The 20,798-nt window shown below is 69.1% G+C and carries 24 protein-coding genes; 14 read left to right on the top strand and 10 right to left on the bottom strand.

Features of this window, described 5'->3' with window-relative positions; genetic code table 11:
• Positions 1–26 precede the first annotated feature (26 nt).
• The 3 genes from CUR96_RS09435 (at position 27) to CUR96_RS09445 (ending at position 1,934) form a co-directional block, all read left to right on the top strand.
• A complete protein-coding gene (locus CUR96_RS09435; RefSeq protein ID WP_102193061.1) occupies positions 27–449 on the top strand; it encodes an organic hydroperoxide resistance protein in 423 nt (140 codons plus the stop codon).
• A gap of 25 nt (positions 450–474) precedes the next feature.
• Positions 475–1,452, top strand: a complete 978-nt coding sequence (locus CUR96_RS09440) for a zinc-binding dehydrogenase (RefSeq protein WP_102193062.1) — start codon at positions 475–477, stop codon at positions 1,450–1,452.
• Between the two features lie 80 nt (positions 1,453–1,532).
• A complete protein-coding gene (locus tag CUR96_RS09445; protein WP_102193085.1) occupies positions 1,533–1,934 on the top strand; it encodes a RidA family protein in 402 nt (133 codons plus the stop codon).
• Positions 1,935–1,946: 12 nt separating this feature from the next.
• Here CUR96_RS09445 and CUR96_RS09450 read toward each other — a convergent pair whose 3' ends face one another.
• From CUR96_RS09450 to CUR96_RS09465, 4 genes are all read right to left on the bottom strand, one after another.
• The gene (locus CUR96_RS09450; RefSeq protein ID WP_102193063.1) at positions 1,947–2,339 is read right to left on the bottom strand and encodes a DUF1304 domain-containing protein; all 393 of its coding nucleotides are present in this window, start codon (positions 2,337–2,339) and stop codon (positions 1,947–1,949) included.
• 63 nt (positions 2,340–2,402) lie between these two features.
• Positions 2,403–3,299 carry a CPBP family intramembrane glutamic endopeptidase gene (locus tag CUR96_RS09455; RefSeq protein WP_102193064.1) on the bottom strand — a complete coding sequence of 299 codons (897 nt, stop codon included), beginning with the start codon at positions 3,297–3,299 and terminating at the stop codon, positions 2,403–2,405.
• Positions 3,296–4,021, bottom strand: coding sequence for a tRNA (guanosine(46)-N7)-methyltransferase TrmB (gene trmB / locus CUR96_RS09460; protein ID WP_102193065.1), 726 nt, complete (start codon positions 4,019–4,021; stop codon positions 3,296–3,298). Before trmB ends, CUR96_RS09455 begins: the two co-directional genes overlap by 4 nt.
• A 78-nt stretch (positions 4,022–4,099) precedes the next feature.
• Positions 4,100–4,936: a DUF3097 domain-containing protein gene (locus CUR96_RS09465; protein ID WP_102193066.1), complete on the bottom strand. Its 837-nt coding sequence runs from the start codon at positions 4,934–4,936 to the stop codon at positions 4,100–4,102.
• A gap of 141 nt (positions 4,937–5,077) precedes the next feature.
• On the opposite strand from CUR96_RS09465, the gene CUR96_RS09470 reads away from it, so the two are divergent.
• From CUR96_RS09470 to CUR96_RS09485, 4 genes are all read left to right on the top strand, one after another.
• Entirely contained in the window at positions 5,078–7,114 is a 2,037-nt protein-coding gene (locus CUR96_RS09470) for a TPM domain-containing protein (protein ID WP_245861165.1), read from the top strand.
• Positions 7,115–7,170: 56 nt separating this feature from the next.
• Positions 7,171–7,914, top strand: a complete 744-nt coding sequence (locus CUR96_RS09475; RefSeq protein ID WP_102193068.1) for a PspA/IM30 family protein — start codon at positions 7,171–7,173, stop codon at positions 7,912–7,914.
• A 70-nt stretch (positions 7,915–7,984) separates the two neighbouring features.
• Positions 7,985–8,788: an arginase family protein gene (locus tag CUR96_RS09480; protein ID WP_102193069.1), complete on the top strand. Its 804-nt coding sequence runs from the start codon at positions 7,985–7,987 to the stop codon at positions 8,786–8,788.
• Positions 8,785–9,222, top strand: coding sequence for a Fe-S oxidoreductase (locus CUR96_RS09485; RefSeq protein ID WP_102193070.1), 438 nt, complete (start codon positions 8,785–8,787; stop codon positions 9,220–9,222). Before CUR96_RS09480 ends, CUR96_RS09485 begins: the two co-directional genes overlap by 4 nt.
• A 12-nt stretch (positions 9,223–9,234) precedes the next feature.
• Here the strand turns inward: CUR96_RS09485 and CUR96_RS09490 are convergent, their stop codons facing one another.
• From CUR96_RS09490 to CUR96_RS09500, 3 genes are read right to left on the bottom strand one after another with little or no spacing between them, the layout of a single operon-like run.
• The gene (locus CUR96_RS09490; protein WP_102193071.1) at positions 9,235–9,705 is read right to left on the bottom strand and encodes an SIP domain-containing protein; all 471 of its coding nucleotides are present in this window, start codon (positions 9,703–9,705) and stop codon (positions 9,235–9,237) included.
• 34 nt (positions 9,706–9,739) lie between these two features.
• Positions 9,740–10,471 carry a tyrosine-protein phosphatase gene (locus CUR96_RS09495; protein WP_102193072.1) on the bottom strand — a complete coding sequence of 244 codons (732 nt, stop codon included), beginning with the start codon at positions 10,469–10,471 and terminating at the stop codon, positions 9,740–9,742.
• Complete coding sequence (locus tag CUR96_RS09500) at positions 10,468–10,959, bottom strand: carboxymuconolactone decarboxylase family protein (protein WP_102193073.1); 492 nt, start codon at positions 10,957–10,959, stop codon at positions 10,468–10,470. Before CUR96_RS09500 ends, CUR96_RS09495 begins: the two co-directional genes overlap by 4 nt.
• 170 nt (positions 10,960–11,129) lie before the next feature.
• On the opposite strand from CUR96_RS09500, the gene CUR96_RS09505 reads away from it, so the two are divergent.
• From CUR96_RS09505 to CUR96_RS09530, 6 genes are all read left to right on the top strand, one after another.
• The gene (locus CUR96_RS09505) at positions 11,130–12,059 is read left to right on the top strand and encodes an alpha/beta fold hydrolase (protein ID WP_102193074.1); all 930 of its coding nucleotides are present in this window, start codon (positions 11,130–11,132) and stop codon (positions 12,057–12,059) included.
• A gap of 91 nt (positions 12,060–12,150) precedes the next feature.
• Positions 12,151–13,668: an ABC transporter substrate-binding protein gene (locus CUR96_RS09510; protein WP_102193075.1), complete on the top strand. Its 1,518-nt coding sequence runs from the start codon at positions 12,151–12,153 to the stop codon at positions 13,666–13,668.
• Between the two features lie 10 nt (positions 13,669–13,678).
• On the top strand, positions 13,679–14,629 hold the full coding sequence (locus CUR96_RS09515) for an ABC transporter permease (RefSeq protein ID WP_102193076.1): 951 nt from the start codon (positions 13,679–13,681) through the stop codon (positions 14,627–14,629).
• Positions 14,626–15,495 (top strand): ABC transporter permease, encoded by an 870-nt coding sequence (locus CUR96_RS09520; RefSeq protein WP_432612422.1) that lies wholly within the window; start codon positions 14,626–14,628, stop codon positions 15,493–15,495. The genes CUR96_RS09515 and CUR96_RS09520 overlap by 4 nt, the downstream gene beginning before the upstream one ends.
• Positions 15,492–16,283: an ABC transporter ATP-binding protein gene (locus CUR96_RS09525; protein WP_102193077.1), complete on the top strand. Its 792-nt coding sequence runs from the start codon at positions 15,492–15,494 to the stop codon at positions 16,281–16,283. Before CUR96_RS09520 ends, CUR96_RS09525 begins: the two co-directional genes overlap by 4 nt.
• The gene (locus CUR96_RS09530; RefSeq protein ID WP_102193078.1) at positions 16,280–17,068 is read left to right on the top strand and encodes an ABC transporter ATP-binding protein; all 789 of its coding nucleotides are present in this window, start codon (positions 16,280–16,282) and stop codon (positions 17,066–17,068) included. Before CUR96_RS09525 ends, CUR96_RS09530 begins: the two co-directional genes overlap by 4 nt.
• Before the next feature lie 9 nt (positions 17,069–17,077).
• Here CUR96_RS09530 and CUR96_RS09535 read toward each other — a convergent pair whose 3' ends face one another.
• From CUR96_RS09535 to CUR96_RS09545, 3 genes are read right to left on the bottom strand one after another with little or no spacing between them, the layout of a single operon-like run.
• Positions 17,078–17,698, bottom strand: a complete 621-nt coding sequence (locus tag CUR96_RS09535) for a GNAT family N-acetyltransferase (RefSeq protein WP_102193079.1) — start codon at positions 17,696–17,698, stop codon at positions 17,078–17,080.
• Positions 17,699–17,702: 4 nt separating this feature from the next.
• Positions 17,703–18,416: a uracil-DNA glycosylase gene (locus CUR96_RS09540; RefSeq protein ID WP_102193080.1), complete on the bottom strand. Its 714-nt coding sequence runs from the start codon at positions 18,414–18,416 to the stop codon at positions 17,703–17,705.
• Between the two features lie 3 nt (positions 18,417–18,419).
• Entirely contained in the window at positions 18,420–19,202 is a 783-nt protein-coding gene (locus tag CUR96_RS09545; RefSeq protein WP_102193081.1) for an SDR family oxidoreductase, read from the bottom strand.
• Between the two features lie 161 nt (positions 19,203–19,363).
• On the opposite strand from CUR96_RS09545, the gene CUR96_RS09550 reads away from it, so the two are divergent.
• Positions 19,364–20,686: a bifunctional o-acetylhomoserine/o-acetylserine sulfhydrylase gene (locus tag CUR96_RS09550; RefSeq protein ID WP_102193082.1), complete on the top strand. Its 1,323-nt coding sequence runs from the start codon at positions 19,364–19,366 to the stop codon at positions 20,684–20,686.
• The last annotated feature ends 112 nt before the right edge of the window (positions 20,687–20,798 follow it).

The following is a 20,798-nucleotide window of genomic DNA, read 5'->3' on the forward strand; positions in this document are numbered from 1 at the left end:
CCGCAGCACCGAAAGGAATCCACACGATGGAAGCTCTATACACCGCCGAAGCACTGGCCACCGGCTCCGGCCGCAACGGCCACGTCGCAACAAGGGAGGGGCGCGTCGACTTCACGCTCGCCGTTCCCAAGGAACTGGGCGGCAGCGGGGACGGAGCGAATCCCGAGCAGCTCTTCGCCGCGGGATACGCCGCATGCTTCCACTCGGCACTGCAGACGGTCGCCCGCGCTCAGAAGGTCTCGATCTCCGACTCCTCGGTCGGCGCACGTGTGCAGATCGGCTCGAACGGCGACGGCGGCTTCGGCCTCGCCGTCCAGCTCGAGGTCGTCATCCCCGATCTGCCGAACGAGCAGGCGCGCGCCCTCGCCGATGCCGCGCACAAGGTCTGCCCTTACTCCAACGCGACGCGCGGCAACATCGACGTCGCCATCACCGTCTCCGACGACTGATCCACGCAAAGAAGGAACCAGCATCATGCGAGCACTCATCCACCCCACATTCGGCGAAGCCGACGAGGTCCTCACCGTCCAGGACCGCCCCCTTCCCGAGCCGCAAGCAGGCCAGGTGCGCCTGCGCATCCTCCTCTCCCCCATCCACAACCACGATCTATGGACGATCCGCGGCACCTACGGGTTCAAGCCGGATCTCCCCGCGGCATCCGGCACCGAGGCTGTGGGCGTCGTGGACGCGCTCGGCGACGGAGTCGACAATCTGACCGTCGGGCAGCGCGTCGCCACCGGCGGCACGTTCGGCGCCTGGGCCGAGTACGTCGTGACGGGCGCCGCCGGGCTCATCCCCGTACCGGAATCGCTCTCGGACGAGAGCGCAGCACAGCTGGTGTCGATGCCGTTCAGCACGATCAGCCTGCTGCACTTCCTCGACGTGGCCGAAGGCGCCTGGATCGTGCAGAACGCCGCCAACGGTGCCGTCGGGCGGATGCTGGCACAGCTCGGAGCCGCGCGCGGCATCAACGTGCTCGGACTCGTCCGCCGTACCGCGGGTGTCGATGAGCTCCGCGCCCAGGGCATCGAGAACGTGATCGCCACCGATCAGGACGATTGGCGAGAGCAGGCGTCGCGCCTCACCGGCGGCGCACCGATCGTCGCGGGGGTCGACTCCGTCGGCGGACCGGCATCAGGCGAAGTGCTGTCGCTCCTCGCCGAGGGCGGCACGCTCGTCGCCTTCGGCGCGATGAACTCGCCCACGATGGAGATCGCCTCCTCCGACGTCATCTTCAAGCAGGCGACGGTCAAGGGCTTCTGGGGCAGCAAGGTCATCGGGCAGGTCGAGCCCGCGCTGCGCGGTGCCCTGTTCGGGGAACTCATCCAGCGGGTGACGGAGGGAACCCTGACCCTGCCCGTCGCGGGCGTCTTCGATGCCGCAGATGTCGCCGACGCGGTGCGGTTGAGCAAGACCCCCGGACGTGTCGGGAAGGTCCTGCTGCGGTTCTGAGCGACGCGGTTTCGGATGGGCCGGGGCGCGACGCGCTTCGGCCCTTCCCTTTGTCCGTGCCCCTGGCCACACTGTCGGGCATGAAGATCACACTCATGCAACCGGCGGGCCTCGTCGTCAGTCCCGCATTCAGTCACGTCGCCGTCGTTCCGCCCGGAGCCACGACGATCTATGTCGGAGGTCAGAACGGCATCGACGCCGTCGGCGCCCTGGTGTCCGCCGATGTCGCCGAGCAGTCGCTTCGAGCGGTCGAGAACGCCCGCGTGGCGCTCGAGTCCGCCGGCGCCGCCCTCGACGACGTCGTGAGCTGGACCGTCCTGATCCATCAGGACGCCGACCTTCGCGCAGCCTACGGCGCGGTCGCTTCGCAGCTGGCGCGTACCGGCGCCCCTCCCCTGGTCACGGCAGCTCTGGTGGCGGGCCTGGGCGTGCCCGGCGCGCTGATCGAGGTGAGCGCCGTCGCGGCCGTCATCCGAGGCTGAGAGCCACGGCACTCACCCGATCGAGACGCCCACCGCGGTCACGATCACCGCGAGCAACGGGAGCGACCCCTGCATGATCGCGGCACGCGCCTTGCCGCGATCCGAGAGGATCAGCACGAGCGCGGCCGCCAGCATCATTCCGGTTCCGGCGAAGACGAGAGTCAGACCTACGGTGACGAGTCCGGAGATGAACAGCGCGATGCCGAGAAGCGTCGTCAGGGCGAGGAACAGGTTGTAGAAGCCCTGGTTGAAGGCAAGCTGTTTCATCGTGATGGCGTCAGCCTCGCTGGCGACGCCGAAGACCTTGCGCGTGGCGGGCTCCGTCCACTTCAGCGACTCGAGGGCGAAGATGAACACATGGAACGCGGCGGCAGCCGCGGCGAGGACCAGTCCGGCGATGAGCATGGGAGTATCCTCGCGCGTTTCGGCCGCGGCGCCTAGCGCACGGCCGGTGCCCCGCCCGGTTGCTCACACCAGGAAGATATCCAGCAGCCCGGGATTGTGCCCGTGCACGAGCACGGCGAAGACGACGGCGTCGAACAGCAGATGCACGGTGACGACGTAGGCGAGCGAGTGCGTCCGTAGGAAGATCCATCCCTGCAGGAGTGCGAACGGGATCGTCAGCAGCGGACCCCACTCGCGGTAGCCGAGCTCCCAGAGGAACGAGACGAACACGACCGCCTGCAGCAGGTTCGCCGCGACGTCCGTGAAATGCCGGCGCAGCAGCGCGAAGACCGTGCAGATGAAGAAGAGCTCGTCCCAGATGCCGACGGCGCCGACCCCGACGAACAGGCGCGCGATGAGTTCCGGAGTGTCGACCACCGGCCAGTTCTGGTACACGCCGCTGGTGATGAAGTAGAACGGCAGGATCAGCCAGCCGAGCACCAGGACGGCGATCAGCCAGCCCCACTGCAATCGACCCCAGCGCTTCCCGGTGCGCCACGGGAAGCTGATCGCCCGATCACGGAATACGAACCGCGAGATGACGTAGGGCACGACGACGGCACCGCCGAGTGCCAGAGTGAAACGCAGCATCGCGAGATTGTCGAGCTCCGCTGCCAACGGGATGACGCTGACGATGAGCATCCCGAGTCCGATCAGCGAGAGGTCCCGCGTCAGCGACGGCCTGCGGCCGACGACACGGGCGGTCTCCCGCCGTGCACCGACGCGCACGCGATCGTCACCCCCCGCACGATCTGCCCCCTGCCCGCGCTCGATCAGCCACGCTCCCGCGATCCCCAGCGCCAGCAGCACCCAGCCGAGCCAGGCCCACTGGACGACGAAGAACGCCGGGGCGGCCGCGCACACGAGCGCAGCCGGGATCACGGCAGGCCACAGCCCGGTCTCGCGTCTCACGACGCTCATGCCCGAGGCCTCCGCCGGTAGGTGAGATCGCGGATCTCTCGCCCCTTGGCGATGCCCTTCTGCTCGAACGCCGTCATCACACGCCCGTCGAACCGGTCTGCCCAGTCCCCGTCGAAGGCGCGTTCGAAGAGCGGATCGGCATCGAGCACCTCGCGCATCTGCCGCGCGTAGTCCTCCCAGTCCGTCGCGAGACGGAGCAGCCCGCCATCGCGCAGCGCACGAGCGGCGGTTTCGCCGAACCCGGGGCGGACGAGACGCCGCTTGTTGTGCTTGTTCTTGTGCCAGGGATCCGGGAAGAAGACCCACACCTCCGCCGCCGCACCCTCCGGCAGATAGGAGGACAGCACCTCCGGTGCGTTCGCCTCGACGAGTCGTAGGTTACGCGCGCCCTCGCGGTCGGCGTCGAGCATGGTGCGGGCGATCCCGGCGCGGAACACCTCGACAGCGAGGAAGTCGTCATCGGGGCGCGACAGCGCGGCAGAGACGATCGCGTGCCCCTGCCCCGAGCCGACCTCGACGTAGATCGCACCTGAGCGTCCGAACTCGGCGGCCGGATCGAACCGGGCATCGGGGTGCACCGAGGTCTCAGCGGCGCCGCGCGGCACGTCGAGCAGGTATCGCTCGGCCAATTCCGCGAACGCGCGCTCCTGCCCCTCGGACATCCGGCCGCTGCGGCGCACGAACGACACCGGTTCATCACGGAACACGCGGGGCTCAGGCATGGTTCCAGGGTAGTCGCGCGGCGCCGGCGCCCCGCTCCGGGCGCAGACCGCGATACCGTCAGGCAGACCGCGAAACCGTCAGGCTGGCGCCGTCACGAAATCGATGAGCTCCTCGACCCGACCCAGCAGCGCCGGTTCGAGGTCGCGGAACGTGTGCACCTTGGAGAGGATGTGCTGCCACGCCCGGGCGGTGTCGGCCTGCGTCTCGTGCGGCCATCCGAACGCGCGGCAGATGCCGGTCTTCCAATCGGTGCCGCGCGGGATCTCGGGCCAGCGGGAGATGCCGAGCGCCTGGGGCGTGACGCACTGCCAGACGTCGATGAACGGATGCCCGACGATGCGCACGTGCCGTCCATGCGGGCCGCGGGCGACGGCCTCGGCGATCCGCGACTCCTTGGACCCCGGCACCAGGTGGTCGACCAGAACCCCGTAGCGGCGGGTGGGACTGGGCGGTTCGGCGGTGAGCAGTTCATCGAGGAGATCGACGCCCTGAAGGAACTCGACGACGACGCCCTCGACGCGCAGGTCGTGACCCCACACCTTCTCCACGAGTTCGGCATCGTGCCGGCCCTCGACCAGGATGCGGCTGGGCAGTGCGACCTTGGCACGCTGGTCGCCCACCGCGAACGAGCCGGAGGCCGTGCGCCGCGGCGTCTGCGCCTTCGGTGCCGGCACCGTCAGACGCACCGGCGAGCCGTCGATGAGGAATCCACCGCCCAACGGGAACAGCCGCTTGCGCCCTGAGCGGTCCTCCAGCTCCACGGTCCCGCTCTGAACCCGAGTCACCGCACCGCAGAACCCGTCGTCGGCGACCTCGACGACGAGATCGAGTTCGGCCGGCACCTGCGGCACCGGCTTCGCGGCGCGCTCGCGCCACCCGGACGCGAGCACATCGGCTCCATACCTGTCATCCATGCCCTCCAGCGTATGTGTCTCCGCTGATGGCGAACGGTGATCCCCCGGCGGATGCTGTCGCGTGTCGGCCTCTGTGCATAGACTCGTGGCATGGGGGCACGGCAGCCAGTCGGAGGGAACACGATGAGGATTCGCTGGCTGATGACGGCCTCATTGGCGCTGGCCGTGGCGCTGGGAACGTTCTCCGCCACCGCGGCGTTCGCCACCGATCCGCTCACCCTCGACTCCGGTTATGTCACCGACGACGTCGGCGTGCTGAGCGCTGACGAGCAGAACGCAGTCGAGGCTCGGCTGCTCGAGCTCACCGAGAACTCCGACGCCGATCTCTTCGTCGTGCTGGTCGACAGCTTCACCTCCCCCTCCGACTACGTGCAGTGGGCCGACACCGTCGCCGACAACAACAACCTCGGCCCCGAGCAGTATCTGCTCGCGATCGCCGTGGAGCAGAGCAGTTACTACATCTCCGCTGCCCAGGGCGGCCCGCTCAGCGACGGCAAACTCGACGACATCGAGGAGAAGATCCAGCCGCTGCTGGCACAGGGCGACTGGGACGGTGCGATCATCCTCGCCGCCGACGAGATCCAGGGCGATGGCGGTGCCGGTGCTCTGCGCGCCGTGTTGGTCGTCGCCGCGATCTTCGCGGCTGCGCTCGTGATCTGGCTGATCGTCCGTCTCGTCGCGCGCGCCCGCCGCAACGCCGCGATCCGCGAGCGCGGTGCCATGCCCGAGACTCCCGATCCGAACGACCCGTTCTCGACGCTGACCGATGATCAGGTCGAAACCCAGGCCGGATCCGCCCTCGTCCAGGCCGACGATGCGATCACCTCGAGTCGCGAAGAGCTCGGCTTCGCCGTCGCCCAGTTCGGCGAAGGGGCGACCGCCGCTTTCAGCGGTGCGGTCGACACGGCGAAGGCGAAGATGTCCGAGGCGTTCGATCTTCGGCAGAAGCTCGATGACGAGATCGAAGACACCGTCCACGATCGCCGCGCGTGGCACATCCGCATCATCCAGCTCTGTGACGAGATCGACGAGGTGCTCGACGCCAACGCCGAGGCGTTCGACGCGCTTCGCAAGCTCGAGCAGAACGCCCCGCAGGAGCTGGAGAGGGTACGAGCGGAACGCGCCACGTTGCAACCGGTGCTCGCCGAGGCCGCTCCCACGCTCGCCGCGCTCTCATCCTCATACGATGCCGCAGCACTCAGCACCGTCGCCGACAATCCCGCCCAGGCGCAGGAGCGGGCAGCGCTGGCGGATCGCTCGATCAGTGCCGCAGCCGATGCGATCGCCGCTGGCAAGTCAGGCGAAGCGGCGTTCGCGATCCGCACTGCCGAGCAGTCGGTCGCCCAGGCCGCGCAGCTCGCCCAGGCGATCACCGCGCTCGGCGCCGAGCTCACCGCCATCGAGGCGAAGGCTCAGGCCCTGATCGTCGAACTGCAGGGAGACGTCGCGACCGCTCAGCGGCTTCCCGATACCGCCGGCACGATCACCGCAACCGCAGCAGCGACGAACGACCTGCTTCGGCAGGCGCAGACCGACCTCAGCGGCTCGGCGCGCAGTCCGCAGCGCGCACTCGAAGCGCTCACGGCCGCCAACACGCAGATCGACGCCGCGATCGCGCAGGGCACCGAGTCGGCGGAGCGCGCGCGTCGTGTGCAGCAGATGCTCGAACAGACCCTTTCACAGGCGAACTCCGAGGTCCGCGCGTGCCGCGAGTACATCGAGACGCGCCGCGGCACCGTCGGCTCCACGGCTCGCACCCGGCTCTCGCAGGCGGAGACGACCCTCACCGGGGCGCTGAACCTTCGCGCCAGCGATCCCGAGGCCGCGCTCACCGCCGCGGGCAGAGCGCTGGAGCTCGTGCGACAGGCGACGTACTCCGCGCAGGCCGACGTCGAAGCACAGAACCCGCAGCGCTACGAGAACGCCGGCTGGGGCGGCGGCGGGCTGTTCGGCGGTTCGAGCTCCGGTTCCGGCGGCTCCGGCATCGGCGGGGACATCCTCGGCGGCATCATCGGCGGCCTCCTCTCGGGTGGCGGCGGGGGCGGCGGAAGCCGGTCCTCCTCCCGAAGCAGCAGCTGGCGTTCCAGCGGCGGCGGCGGTTTCCGCAGTTCCGGCTTCGGCGGCGGCGGACGCTCCAGCGGCGGCCGCAGCGGTCGCTCCGGAGGTGGGCGCTTCTGATCCGCACACACTCACACGAACCGACTTCGACGAAGACCCTCTGAAAGGAATCACGCATGATCAAGCAGTCCATCTTCGGACGTATCTCGACCCTCGTCCGCGCGAACATCAACTCCCTCCTGGACTCTGCGGAAGACCCGCAGAAGATGATCGACCAGCTCGTTCGCGACTACACCAACAGCATCGCGGATGCCGAGTCGGCCATCGCCGAGACGATCGGCAACCTGCGCCTGCTCGAGCGGGACCACGAGGAAGACGTCCAGTCGGCGACCGAGTGGGGCAACAAGGCCCTCGCCGCCAGCCGCAAGGCCGACGAGATGCGCGCCTCCGGCGACGCTCCGGATGCCGACAAGTTCGACAACCTCGCCAAGATCGCCCTCCAGCGCCAGATCAGCGCCGAGCGCGAGGCCACCGGCGCCGAACCGCAGATCGCCGCTCAGACCGAGATCGTCGACAAGCTCAAGTCCGGCCTGAACGGCATGAAGGACAAGCTGGGCGAGCTCAAGAACAAGCGCAGCGAGCTGCTCGCCCGCGCCAAGGTCGCCGAAGCGCAGACCAAGGTGCACGATGCCGTCTCGTCGATCAACGTCCTCGACCCGACCAGCGAGCTGGGCCGCTTCGAAGACAAGGTCCGTCGCCAGGAGGCCCTCGCGCAGGGCAAGACCGAGCTGGCCGCTTCCAGCCTCGACGCCCAGTTCGAGAGCCTCGAGGACCTCGGCGAGCTCACCGAGGTCGAAGCTCGCCTCGCCGAGCTGAAGGCCGGCAGCAGCGCGCCGCGTCAGGCCATCGAAGGCTCCTGATCGCATCCGGCGGATGCCCCGGGGCCGACGTGCCCGGGGCATCCGCCCTTCCCTTTTCCGGAGGCATCCCATGGTGCGTTTTCTCGTCGTCCCGCAGTGGCAGGGCTCGCCCGCGCCCCGCGCGATGCTCCTCGTCGACGGCGCGTCGGCCATCACCGGCGACCTCCCTCGTAAGTCCACCACGGTGCTGGACGTCCCCGTCGAGGCGGGCGAGTCCCTCGGAACGGGAGTGCGTCGGTTGAGCGCCCTGCTGCACACCCGCGAACTCGTGGCTGAACACGCCGCAGCCGGCACGGTCGTGATCGGCGGCGACTGCAGTGTCACCGTTGCTGCCCTCGCCGCGCTTCCCGGCGGAACCGAAGACGTCGCCGTGGTGTGGTGCGATGCCCACCCCGATCTGCACACCCCGGAGTCATCGCCGTCCGGCGCATTCTCCGGAATGGCGCTGCGCGCGGTGCTCGGCGAGGGAGAACCGCAACTGATCCTCTCGCCCGGCATCCCGCGAGAACGTGTCGTGACCGTCGGCGTGCGCACGCCCGACGACGACGAGGTCGAGCAGCTGGACCGCCTCACCCGGCTCTCCGTCGCCGATCTCGATCGCGTCGACGCCCTCGCCGAGGCGGTCGCCGCCACCGGGGCATCCCGCGTGTGGGTTCACATCGACGTCGACGTGCTCGATCCGGCAGAACTCGTCGGAGTCTCCTCGCCCGCACCGTTCGGTGCCGGCCCGGCCGCACTCGGCGCTGCCATCCGGCGGTTGCGCGAGCGTGTGCCGCTGGCGGGCGCCACGATCTCCGGCTTCGCCCCGCGCACCCCCGCCGACGCGGTCGATGACCTCGGCGCGCTCCTGCGTCTGGTCGGAGCGGTCGCGTGACGTCGGATTGGCGCCCGGCCGCCGATGCGGCGCTCGCGCGCGGGCGGCGCTTCGATCGCCGCATCCCCTCCTTCCTGCTCCGTTCGCCCGTGAGCCGAGTCGGCTACTGGTGGGGAACCACGATCGGCTGGATCTGGGGCGGGCTCTGGAGCACCGGCCCGATCGAGCGCCGCGAAGGACTCTGGGTGTTCCGAGGGATGCCGGAATGGACCTTCAACCGCGGCGGAGTCTGCGTGGGCGGATGCTTCCTCACCGGCGATGCCCGCCCGAGCGATGCGGTGCTGCGGCACGAGGCCGTGCACCGCGATCAGTGGCGGCGCTACGGTTTCCTGATGCCGGTCCTCTACCTGTTCGCAGGCCGCGACCCGATGAAGAACCGCTTCGAGATCGAAGCGGGCCTGGAAGACGGCAACTACGTGCGCCGCGGTCGCTGACCGGGAGTGGATTCAGCGCGTGACGGGCAGCAAGCCGAAGCGCTCCGGCGCGTTGATCGTCGTGGCCTCGACTCCGAGATGCCCGGTGAGGTGCTCGACGATGTCAGCAGTGCCGAGGTATCCGCCGAGCAGGGTGACCCGGGTCTCCTGCTCATCGCCGCAGAGCATCTCGTCGGCCCAGGCGCAGGTGGCGCGCGCGAGCGCCTGACCGGGTGCACAGGAACGGCCGGTGCCGGGAGCGCCGGAACGCGTTCCCCGGGCGAGCCAGGTGACCGTCATCCGGGCGGGAGCGTCGATCACGCCGATGTCGTCCTTCTCGGGCACCTCGATGAAGATGCGACCGGAGGCACAGAGCGGCAGCGTGGCCAGGAACACCTCGAGATCGGCGAGCGAGTGCTCGTCGGCCGTCACCAGGTGGTGGGCGCGTCGACGGGCAGCACGGCGCTGTGCGCGCGTGGTGACGGTGTCGAGGGAGGTGCTCATGGTGTCTCCATGTTATCACCTGGCGAAGGGTTGCCTAACCTTTGTCGGCGGATCCTTCGGCCGACTCGACGAGTGCCGCGTTCAGCGCCGCAAGTTCCTCGTCGCTCATCCCGTTGGCACGCAGGTAGTCGGCAGCCGAGCCCCACCTGTCGTCGACCCGCTCCAGCAGCGCCCGCATCACGATCGCCGGCGACTCGGTCGCCAGTGCCACGGCGTGCACCGCCTCTGGATGCTGCGCGCGGATATAGGCCGCGATCCGACGGGACCGCTCGGGGGGCAACTGCGATTCCGTCAGCGCGTAGTCGGCGATGATCGCCTCGCGATCGGCATCGACGGCAGCCAGGGCGAGAGCGACGGTGACACCGGTGCGGTCCTTGCCGACCGTGCAGTGCACGAGGGTCGGCTCCCCCGCCGCGATGATGCGGATCGCGGCGACCAGCCGCTCTCCGCTCTCCTCGAGCAGATGCACGTAGAGGTCCTCGAGACTCGTGTCCGCCTCGAAGAACGAGCGCACGGAACCGAGGAACAACGGCAGATGCGTGGTCTCGGGCCCCGGGATGTCCGTCGGCTCCGCCGCGACCTCCTCGCCGTCCCTGAGGTCGACGATGTGCCGGACGCGGCTGCGCAGCGCGTCGGCCCCTTCGGGCGTCACCCCCGCGAGCTGGCCCGAACGCAGCAGCACTCCGGAGCGGATTCGGCCGCCTGCCGCCAGCATGCCGCCGACATCGCGCACGTTGTTGACGCCCTCGACATCGAGGATGGTCATGCGCGGGCTTCCACTCCCTGCGCCTGCGGCGTGCGCGGCGGCACTGCGTAGCGGCCCGCCACGACGATTCGGTTGAAGGCGTTGATCGACACGCACGCCCAGCTCAGCGCGGCGTACTCCTTCTCCGTGAAGACGGCGCCGACGCGGTTGTAGACCTCGTCGGAGATGCCCTCCTCGGCGATGAAGGTGAACGCCTCGGCGAGTTCCAGCGCTGCGCATTCGCGATCGGTGAACACACCGCTTTCGCGCCAGGTGGGAATCTGCGTGAGCGTATCCAGGTCGACACCGGCGGCCACGGCGCGATCGACGTGGATCCGGGCACAATACGCGCACCCGTTCAGCTGGGAGCAGTGGATCATGACCAGTTCCTTGAGGCGGTCGTCGATTCCGTTGTCGCGGCAGATCTCGCCGACGGTCTTCGAAAAGGCATCCAGTGCGTGATACGCGGCCGGTTCGGTCTTGGAGAGGTGCACTCGCGTCTCGCTCATGCAATCCAGCATATTCGCTGTGCCGGCTCCCGGATCAGAGCACTCGAGGAAGCGACTCAGGCAGATAAGCACAATCTGACGAGTCCAAGTGAACATATAGACAGGTTCACCGAGCAGAGGGTGAGCACATCGCTCTCGCATTTCTCGGTTCGATCGGGCAGGAGCAGAATATGGACGTGGCGACCGACATCACTGAGTTCAGCTATCTCCCCGCACAGGCGCAGGCTCTGGGCGTTCCCGTTCCTCCCGTCGAGCGTCTCACCCTCCGGCTTCCGGACGGCCGATCGGTCAGCGCTCTCCGCTACGGCACGGAGGCTCCGCGCGTGACGCTGCTGCACGGCGCGGGTCTCAACGCCCACACCTGGGACACCACCGTGCTCGCCCTGCAACAGCCGACCCTGGCGATCGATCTCGCCGGCCACGGCGACTCGTCGTGGCGACCGGACCTCGACTACACCCCTCACCCCCTCGCCGGCGACGTCGCGGCGGCCCTCGACGCCTGGGCATCCGGCCCGCAGCTGATCGTGGGGCAGTCGCTCGGCGGTCTCACCGGGGCCGCACTCGCCGCTGCCCGCCCCGATCTCGTCGAAGAGCTCATCATCGTCGACATCACCCCGGGCATCGACGTCAGCGCCGGACCCTCGGCCCTGCGCGAGTTCTACGCGGGTCCGACCGATTTCGCCACCCGTGCCGAACTCGTCGACCGTGCGATGGCGCTCGGCTTCGGCGGGACGAAGGCGGAGACCGAGCGCGGCGTCTTCCTGAACACCCGCGTGCGCGAAGACGGCCGGATCGAGTGGAAGCATCACTTCGCCCATCTCGCCGCCCAGGCGCTCGCTGCGCACGACACCGGCACCGCGGCCGCGCCGTCCCGGTTGCACGAGACCGGCTGGGACGATCTCGCCGCCGTGACGGCACCGATCACGCTGGTGCGTGCGGCCAGGGGCTTCGTCAGCGTGGCGGACGCTGAGGAGTTCCAGCGCCGCCTGCCGGCAGCGCATCTGGTGTCGATGGATGCCACGCACAACGTCCAGGAGACCGGCCCGGTGGAACTCGCGGCGCTCATCGTCGCGTCGCTGTCCGCAGCATCCGGAATGTGACGCCGGATTCCTCCAATCACCCCGCCTGCCCCGAGACATCCCTAGGCTCGAACCACACCCCGGCTTCCGCCGCCCCGAGAGGATCGCACCCATGTTCCGACGCACCCGACGCCTCGCGCTGATCTCCGCGCTCGCGGCCACCGCCGTGATCCTGAGCGCCTGCGGCGGATCGCCCCAGCCGGCCGCCACGTCGACGGGCAAGCCGGACCCCGATGCCTCCCTGGCCGTCGGTCTCGTACTGGAGCCCACGAACCTCGACATCCGTCACACGAGCGGCGCGGCGATCGAGCAGATCCTGATCGACAACATCTATGAAGGTCTCGTCACCCGCACGCAGGACAACGAGATCGAGCCGCGGCTGGCATCCGACTTCGAGATCTCCGACGACGGCCTGACCTACACGTTCACACTGAACGACGGCGTCACCTTCCACAACGGCACTGCGCTCACCTCCGCCGATGTCGTCGCCTCCTACGAGGCGGTGCGCACCGATGCGACCCTTCAAGGAAACGCCGACTTCGCGTCGGTCGCGTCGATCACCGCGCCGGATCCGGCGACGGTGCAGATCGTGCTGACGGCACCGAACCAGAACTTCCTCTTCGCCCTCACCGGCCCCGCCGGCCTCGTCTTCCAGGCCGGCGACGCCACCGACCTCAAGACGGCGGAGAACGGGACCGGCCCGTTCACCCTCACCCGCTGGAGCAAGGGCAGCTCGATCACCTTCGCCCGCTACGACGCGTACTGGGGTGCCCCGGCCGGCGTCGCCGAGGTCGAGTTCCAGTACGTTCCCGACTTCACCGCCGGCGTGAACAACGCGCTCGACGGCGGCGTGCAGGTGCTCACCGCCGTGGACCCGAACCTCGCCTCCCAGCTCGAGGATTCGGGCGACTTCACCCTGACGACGGGCCGCACCACCGACAAGGCCACCCTGGCGTTCAACAACGCCAAGGCACCGCTCGACGACGTGCGCGTGCGCGAAGCGCTGCGACTGGCGATCGATCACGAGGCACTCGTCGAGGCCGTCGGCGCCGGAAGCACGCTCTACGGTCCGATCCCCGAGCTCGACCCCGGGTACGAAGACCTCTCCGATGTCGTCTCCTACGACCCGGAACGCGCCAAGGAGCTTCTCGCTGAGGCCGGGCAGAAGGACCTGGAGCTGACGCTCACCATCCCGTCCTTCTACGGCACCACGGTTCCGAAGGTGCTGATCTCCGACTTCAACAAGGTCGGCGTGACCCTCGAGGTCAACTCGGTCGAGTTCCCGACCTGGCTGGAAGACGTCTACGGCAACCACGACTACGACCTCAGCTTCGTGCTGCACGTCGAGCCGCGCGACTTCGGCAACTTCGCGAATCCCGACTACTACTTCGGCTACGACAACGCCGACGTGCAGCGCCTGTACAGCGAGGCGCTGGCCGAGGTAGACCCGGATGCGTCCGCGAAGCTGCTCGCGGAAGCCGCGCGCCTCGTCTCCGAGGACCACGCAGCCGACTGGCTGTACAACGGAGCGACGATCACGGCGGTGAGCCCGGAGGTGACCGGCTTCCCGAAGGACTCGATCAACTCCCGCATCAACGTGGCCGGGGTCACCGTGCTTTCGGAGAAGTAGCCGTTCCTTCATGATCCGCTATCTGCTCGTCCGAGGAGCCCTGCTCATCGCAGGGCTCCTCGTGTCGAGTGTGCTCATCTTCCTCACGCTGCGCGTCTTCCCCGGCGACGTGGCCCAGCTCATCGCCGGAACCCAGGCCTCCCCCGCCCAGGTCGAGCAGCTGCGCGAATCGCTGGGGCTGAACCTTCCGCTGATCACTCAGTACGCCGATTGGATCGGCGGCATCTTCCGTGGAGACCTCGGCACGTCGCTTCTGAGCGGCGCCTCGGTCGGCGAAGAGCTGTTCCTCAAGGCGCAGGTGACGGTGCCGCTGGGGATCATGGCGCTGACGATCGCCCTCCTCATCGCGGTCCCGTTCGGCATCCTCGCCGCCGTTCTGCGGGGACGCGCAGGCGGCACCGTGCTCAGCGTGGGCGCGCAGACGCTGGCGGCCGTGCCCGTGGTGTGGGCGGGCATGATGCTCGTCGTGCTCTTCTCGGTGTGGCTCGGCTGGCTCCCCCCGCAGGGCTTTCCCCGTGACGGCTGGTCGACACCCGGAAAGGCGATCGAGGCGCTGCTGCTGCCGGCGCTCACCATCGGGATCGTCGAGGGTGCGATGCTGATGCGCTTCGTGCGCAGCGCCACCCTGCAGGCCGCCGGTCAGGACTTCGTCCGCACGGCCGCCGCAAAGGGGCTCACCCGCAACCGGGCGCTCATCCAGCACGGCATCCCCGCCGTCGGGCTCTCGATCATCACGGTTCTCGGCCTGCAGGTGGCGGGGATCATCGTCGGCTCCGTCGTCATCGAGCAGCTGTTCACGCTCCCCGGGATCGGACGGATGCTGGTCGCCGACGTCGGCACCCGCGACCTCATCAAGGTGCAGAGCGAACTGCTCGTTCTCACCGGCTTCGTGCTGGTCGTGGGCTTCCTCGTCGACCTCGCGCACCACCTGATCGATCCTCGCCAGCGGGAGGCCGCATGATGCCCCGTTGGGCCGCCAGGCTGTGGTCCACGACGACAGGCCGATTCGGCCTCATCGTCGTCGCCGTGATCGTCGTCACCGCTCTCGTCTCGCTGGTGTGGACGCCGTTCGACCCGCAGGACTCCGACGTGCGCAACCGCTGGGCCGTTCCGAGCTGGCCGCATCTGCTCGGAACCGACGACACCGGTCGCGACATCCTGAGCCTCATCATGGCGGGTGCGCGCACGACGGTGTTCGTCAGCATCGGCGCCGGTCTGGTCGCGACCGTGGTCGGCATCGCCCTGGCCGCCCTGGGGGCGCTCACGGTGCGCTGGGTGCGCGAGACGATCGCCGTTCTCGTCGACATCCTCATCGCATTCCCCGTGCTGATCATCGCGATGATGATCTCGTCGGTCTGGGGCGGTTCGCTCTGGGTGGTCATCTGGGCCGTCGGCATCGGTTTCGGCGTCAACATCGCCAGGGTGACGCGCCCCGAGCTGCGCCGGGTCCAGCAGAGCGACTTCGTGCTGGCCGGCCGCGCATCCGGACTCACCCCCGGGCAGAGTCTCATGCGGCACCTGCTGCCGAACGTCGCCCCGGTGTTCATCGTGCAGCTGTCATGGTCGATGGCCGTCGCCGTGCTCGCCGAAGCAGGGCTTTCCTATCTCGGCTTCGGAGCATCCGTCGTGGAACCCTCGTGGGGCATCCTTCTCGCAGACCTGCAGCGATACATCGGCGTGCATCCGCTTTCCGTGATCTGGCCGGGCCTCGCGATCACGATCACGGTGCTCGCCCTCAACCTCCTGGGCGACGGCCTCCGCGAGGCCACCGACCCGACTCTGCGCCACCGCGCGGCAGAGGTCCACACACCGGGGGTGGTCGCATGAGCCTCCAGGTCGAAGGACTCATGATCGAGATCGACGGCCGCCGCGTCGTGGACGGCATCTCCTTCGATGTGCCGGATGGCGCCCGCGTCGGCCTGATCGGCGAATCCGGCTCAGGCAAGTCGCTCACCGCGCTCGCGGTGCTGGGGCTGCTCCCCGCGGGCGCGGTGGCGAGCGGCAGCATCCGCTGGAACGGCACGGAGTTGATCGGGATGCCCGATCGGCGGCTCGCGGAGCTCCGCGGCGACGAGATCGGCATCGTGTTCCAGGAACCACGGACGGCGCTGAATCCCATCCGCACCGTCGGCCGGCAGATCGCGGAGTCGATCCGCATCCATGAGCGCATCGGACGCCGTGAGGCACGCCGGCGCGCGATCGCGGAGGCCGCCCGCGTGCGCCTGCCCGACCCGGAGTCGATCGTCGACCGGTACCCGCATCAGCTCTCCGGCGGTCAGCGGCAGCGCGTCGCGATCGCCATGGCGCTCGCCTGCCGGCCGCGGCTGCTCATCGCCGATGAGCCGACCACGGCCCTGGATGTCACCATCCAGGCGGAGATCCTGGCTCTGCTGCTGTCGCTGGTCGAGGAGGAGGGGATGTCGCTGGTGTTCATCACCCATGACCTCGCCGTGCTCGCCCAGGTCGCCACCGACGGCATCGTGCTCGAGAACGGCCGTGTCGTCGAGGCCGCACCCGTCTCCACTCTTCTCAGCGCGCCGGCCTCGCCGATCACCCAGGGGCTGCTGCGCGACGCCACCGCGACCCTGTGGCGACCGGAAGGAGACCGGACATGAGTCTCATCGAGGCCCGCGGGCTGCGTCGTGACTTCTTCGTGCCGAAGCGCTCGCCGTTCGAGAAGCCCCGCACGCAGACCGCGCTCGCTCCGACCGATCTCGATGTCGCCGAGGGATCCTCTCTCGGGATCATCGGGGAATCCGGGTCGGGCAAGTCCACCCTGATCCGCCTGCTCCTGGGCCTCGACCGCCCGACATCCGGCACCGTGGCGGTGGACGGCAGGGCGGTGGATGCCGCGGCATCCGCCCGATCACTGCACTGGCTGCGCCGGGCGACCGGCCTGGTCTTCCAGGATCCGTATGCTTCGCTCGACCCGCGGATGACCGCGGCTCAGATCATCGGCGAACCGCTCCGGGCACTGGATATCCCCGGTGACCGCGCTGCACGCATCGCGGAGGTCCTCACCCAGGTCGGGCTGGAACCGGAGATGGCGTCACGATATCCGCACGAGTTCTCCGGAGGCCAGCGCCAGCGAATCGCGCTCGCGCGCGCCATCGTGCACCGCCCGCGGATCCTGGTCGGCGACGAGCCGCTCTCGGCCCTCGACGTCACCGTGCGCGCGCAGATCCTGGAACTGCTGGCCTCGCTGCACCGGACCTCTGATCTGACACTGCTGCTGGTGTCGCACGACATCGGCGTGGTGCAGCACCTGTGCGACCAGGTGGTCGTGCTGAAGGAAGGGGTGATCGTCGAACGCGGTGCCACGAAGGACGTGCTGCTGCACCCGCAGCACGCGTACACGAAGACGCTCCTCGCCGCGATCCCGGTGATCCCCGGTCGGTGACCGGCGGGGTCAGCGCCCCCGGCCGATGATCCGGCGCCGGCGCCGGCCCGTCGGACGCAATGAGCGCTGCAGGTACACCGTGCCGAGATTGCGGCCGAACTTGAAGCCGACCCGGCCCATCCGGCCCACCTCGACGAAGCCGAGTTTCGTGTGCAGCCGGATCGACGCCTCGGCGCCCGTGTCGCTGATCACGGCGACGATCTCGCGGAGGCCGATCTGCTCGCACGCCTCGATCAGCGCCTGCAGAAGCGCCGCCCCGAGGCCCTTGCCCGCAGCCCCTGGGCCGAGATAGATCGAGTCCTCGACGGTGTAGCGGTAGGCCGTCTTGCTGGCCCACGGCTGCGCGAGCGCATAGCCGAGCACCTCGCCGGAGGGCGAGACCGCGACGAGGAAAGGCAGTCCGAGCTTCGACAGCAGTGCGAACTTGTCCCGCCAGTAGCGGATGCTGCTGCGCCGCTCATCGAAGGTGACGACCGAATTGCTCACGAAGTGGTTGTAGATCTCGCGGACGTGCGGGAGATCGGTCGCCTTCGCCGGCCTGATCGCGTAGGAGAACACGTCGGGTGCCGGCTCGGGGCGCCGCAGGTGGCGGGGAATGCGGCGGCGGCGGTCGCCGGGTTCGAACTGCATGCGCTCAGCCTACGGACTCGGCGGGCTCGCCCTCGACCCGCCAGTCCACCGGAGCTGCTCCGGATTCCTCCAGAAGGGCGTTCGTGCGGGAGAACGGCCGCGAGCCGAAGAACCCGCGGCTCGCCGACAGCGGCGACGGGTGCGCGGAGGCGATCACCGGGGTCGTACCGAGCAGAGGCTGCAGGTTCGCCGCATCCTTCCCCCAGAGGATCGCGACGAGCGGCTGTTCGCGCGCGACCAGCGCACGGATGGCGAGCTCGGTGACCTGCTCCCAGCCCCAGCCGCGGTGGGATGCCGGCATCCCGGGCTGCACGGTGAGCACGCGGTTCAGCAGCAGAACCCCCTGATCGCTCCAGGCGGTGAGGTCGCCGTGCGGAGCGGGCGGGATACCGAGATCGGTCGCGCGCTCCTTGTAGATGTTCCCGAGACTGCGCGGCAGCGGCCGCACGTGGCGTTCGACCGCGAAGGAGAGGCCGATGGGATGCCCCGGCGTCGGATAGGGGTCCTGACCCGTGATGAGCACCCGGACGTCGGACAGCGGGCGCTGGAACGCCCGGAGCACGTTGTCGCCGGCGGGAAGGTACCCGCGGCCGGCGGCCTGCTCCGCACGCAGCCGTTCACCGATCTCGGAGATGACCCCCTGAACGGGGGCGAGCGCTTCCGCCCAGCCGGCGTCGATCCGGCCTTCGGCGGCGAGCTCGGCGAGAGTGCGCGGCACCGGTCAGTCGTCCAGCCGGACGCGCAGCGGGCCTCTCGCGAGGAGATGGTGGGCGGACTGCGCGACCGGGCGCATCGTGATGAGGTCGAGGTTGACGTGCCCCGGCGCCTGCAGCGCGTACGCGATCACGTCTGCGACGTCTTCCGCGACGAGGGGCGCCTCGACACCCGCGTAGACGGACTCGGCCGCGACTGCGTCTCCGCCGAGCCGGTTCAGCGTGAACTCCTCGGTGTGGACCATGCCGGGGGCCACCTCGACGACCCTGATCGGTTCGCCGTTGAGTTCCTGCCGGAGCACTCGCACGAGCATCCCCTCGGCGGCCTTGGCCGCGTTGTAGCCACCGCCGCCTGCGTACGCCACCTGGGCGGCGGTGGAGGTGACGAACACCGTGTCGGCGTGGCCGTCCTCGTCGGCGGCCCGGCGCAGCAGCGGGAGGAGACCGGCGACCAGGCGCTGCGTCGCCAGCACGTTGGCGTCGAACATCCACTGCCAGTCCTCGACCGAGGAATTCTCGACGCTGTCGGTCCCGCGAGCTCCGCCCGCGACCTGCACGAGTGCGTGCACCGGGCCCGTCGCCTCGAGTTCAGCGATGAGGGCCGCCACCGCCTCGGCATCCGTCAGGTCGCAGACGACCGCGGACGCGCCGGTCTCGGCGACGAGCGCAGCCAGGCGCTCCTCGCGTCGCGCGACTCCGACGACGTCCCATCCGCGCGACCTGAGCGCGCGCACCGTCGCCGCGCCGATCCCCGAGCTCGCACCTGTCACAACCGCACGCCTGTTCACCATGCCTCCACCGTACGACTTTCGCGCGCCGTTTTCGCGCGTGCCCGCCGTTCGGCTTGTTACGTCACATTTCCCGTTCCTTGTTGACATCCCGGCATCGTCCGTACGCTCGCTGCAACGGCATCCGCCATCCGACTTTCCACTACGCTCCCAGGGGGAACAACATGTCCGCAGCCGAGTCCTGGCGCTTCGAGACCAAGCAGATCCACTCCGGCGCTGCGCCCGACCCGGTGACGAAGGCCCGAGCCACGCCGATCTACCAGACCACCTCGTACGTCTTCGACAACGCGGACCACGCGGCGAACCTGTTCGCCCTGGCCGAGTTCGGAAACATCTACACCCGCATCCAGAACCCGACGCAGGACGTGCTCGAGCAGCGCCTCGCCGCGCTCGAGGGCGGCACCGGGGCTCTCGTCCTCTCCAGCGGTCAGGCCGCCTCCACGTTCGCGGTGCTGAACATCGCCGAAGCAGGCGATCACCTCGTCGCCTCGAGCTCGATCTACGGCGGCACTTACAACCTCTTCAAGTACACCCTCGCCAAGCTGGGCATCGAGGTCACCTTCGTCGAGAACCAGGACGACGCCGAGGAGTGGCGCCGCGCCGTGCGCCCGAACACCAAGCTCTTCTTCGCGGAGACCATCGGCAACCCCCAGATCAACGTCCTCGACATTCGCGCCGTGGCCGACGTCGCACACGAGAGCGGCGTGCCGCTCGTCGTCGACAACACCATCGCGACGCCGTACCTCATCCGCCCGTTCGAGCACGGTGCCGACATCGTCGTGCACTCGGTCACCAAGTTCCTCGGCGGCCACGGCACCACCATCGGCGGCGCCATCATCGACGGCGGCACCTTCGAGTGGTCGAAGAACGTCGACAAGTTCCCCGGGCTCACCGTTCCGGACCCCTCGTACCACGGTGCTTCGTACACCGCGGCGGTCGGCGACGGCCTCGCCTACATCATCAAGGCACGCGTTCAGCTGCTGCGCGACCTGGGCTCCGCGATCGCTCCGCAGAGCGCCTGGAACCTCATCCAGGGCATCGAGACGCTGTCGCTGCGCATCGAGCGCCACGTGCAGAACGCTCAGGAGATCGCCGAGTGGCTCGACAGCCGCGATGATGTCGCTGCTGTGAACTACTCGGGCCTGCCCACCTCCCCCTGGTACGCGAAGGCGAACGAGTACGCCCCGAAGGGCGTCGGCGCCGTACTGTCGTTCGAGCTGAAGGGCGGCGTCCAGGCCGGACGCGAGTTCGTGAACAGCCTGACGCTGTTCAGCCACCTCGCCAACATCGGCGACGTGCGTTCGCTGGTCATCCACCCCGCGTCCACGACCCACGCGCAGCTCACGCCCGAGCAGCAGCTCACGGCCGGCGTCACGCCGGGTCTGGTGCGCCTCTCGGTCGGACTCGAGAACATCGACGACCTGAAGGCCGACCTCGACCAGGCCCTGGCCGCAGCACGCCGCGTCTCGGAGGCGGCTCGCGCCTGATCCCGTTCCACGCACGGATGCCCCGGACCGCAGCGGTCCGGGGCATCCGTGCGTTCCGGCCGTGCCCTCTGCGGGGCCGGTGTCAGACCGCGGGGGTCGCCGTGACCAGGTA

Source organism: Microbacterium aurantiacum (genome assembly GCF_002872075.1).
In the GTDB taxonomy this organism is placed as follows: domain Bacteria; phylum Actinomycetota; class Actinomycetes; order Actinomycetales; family Microbacteriaceae; genus Microbacterium; species Microbacterium aurantiacum_A.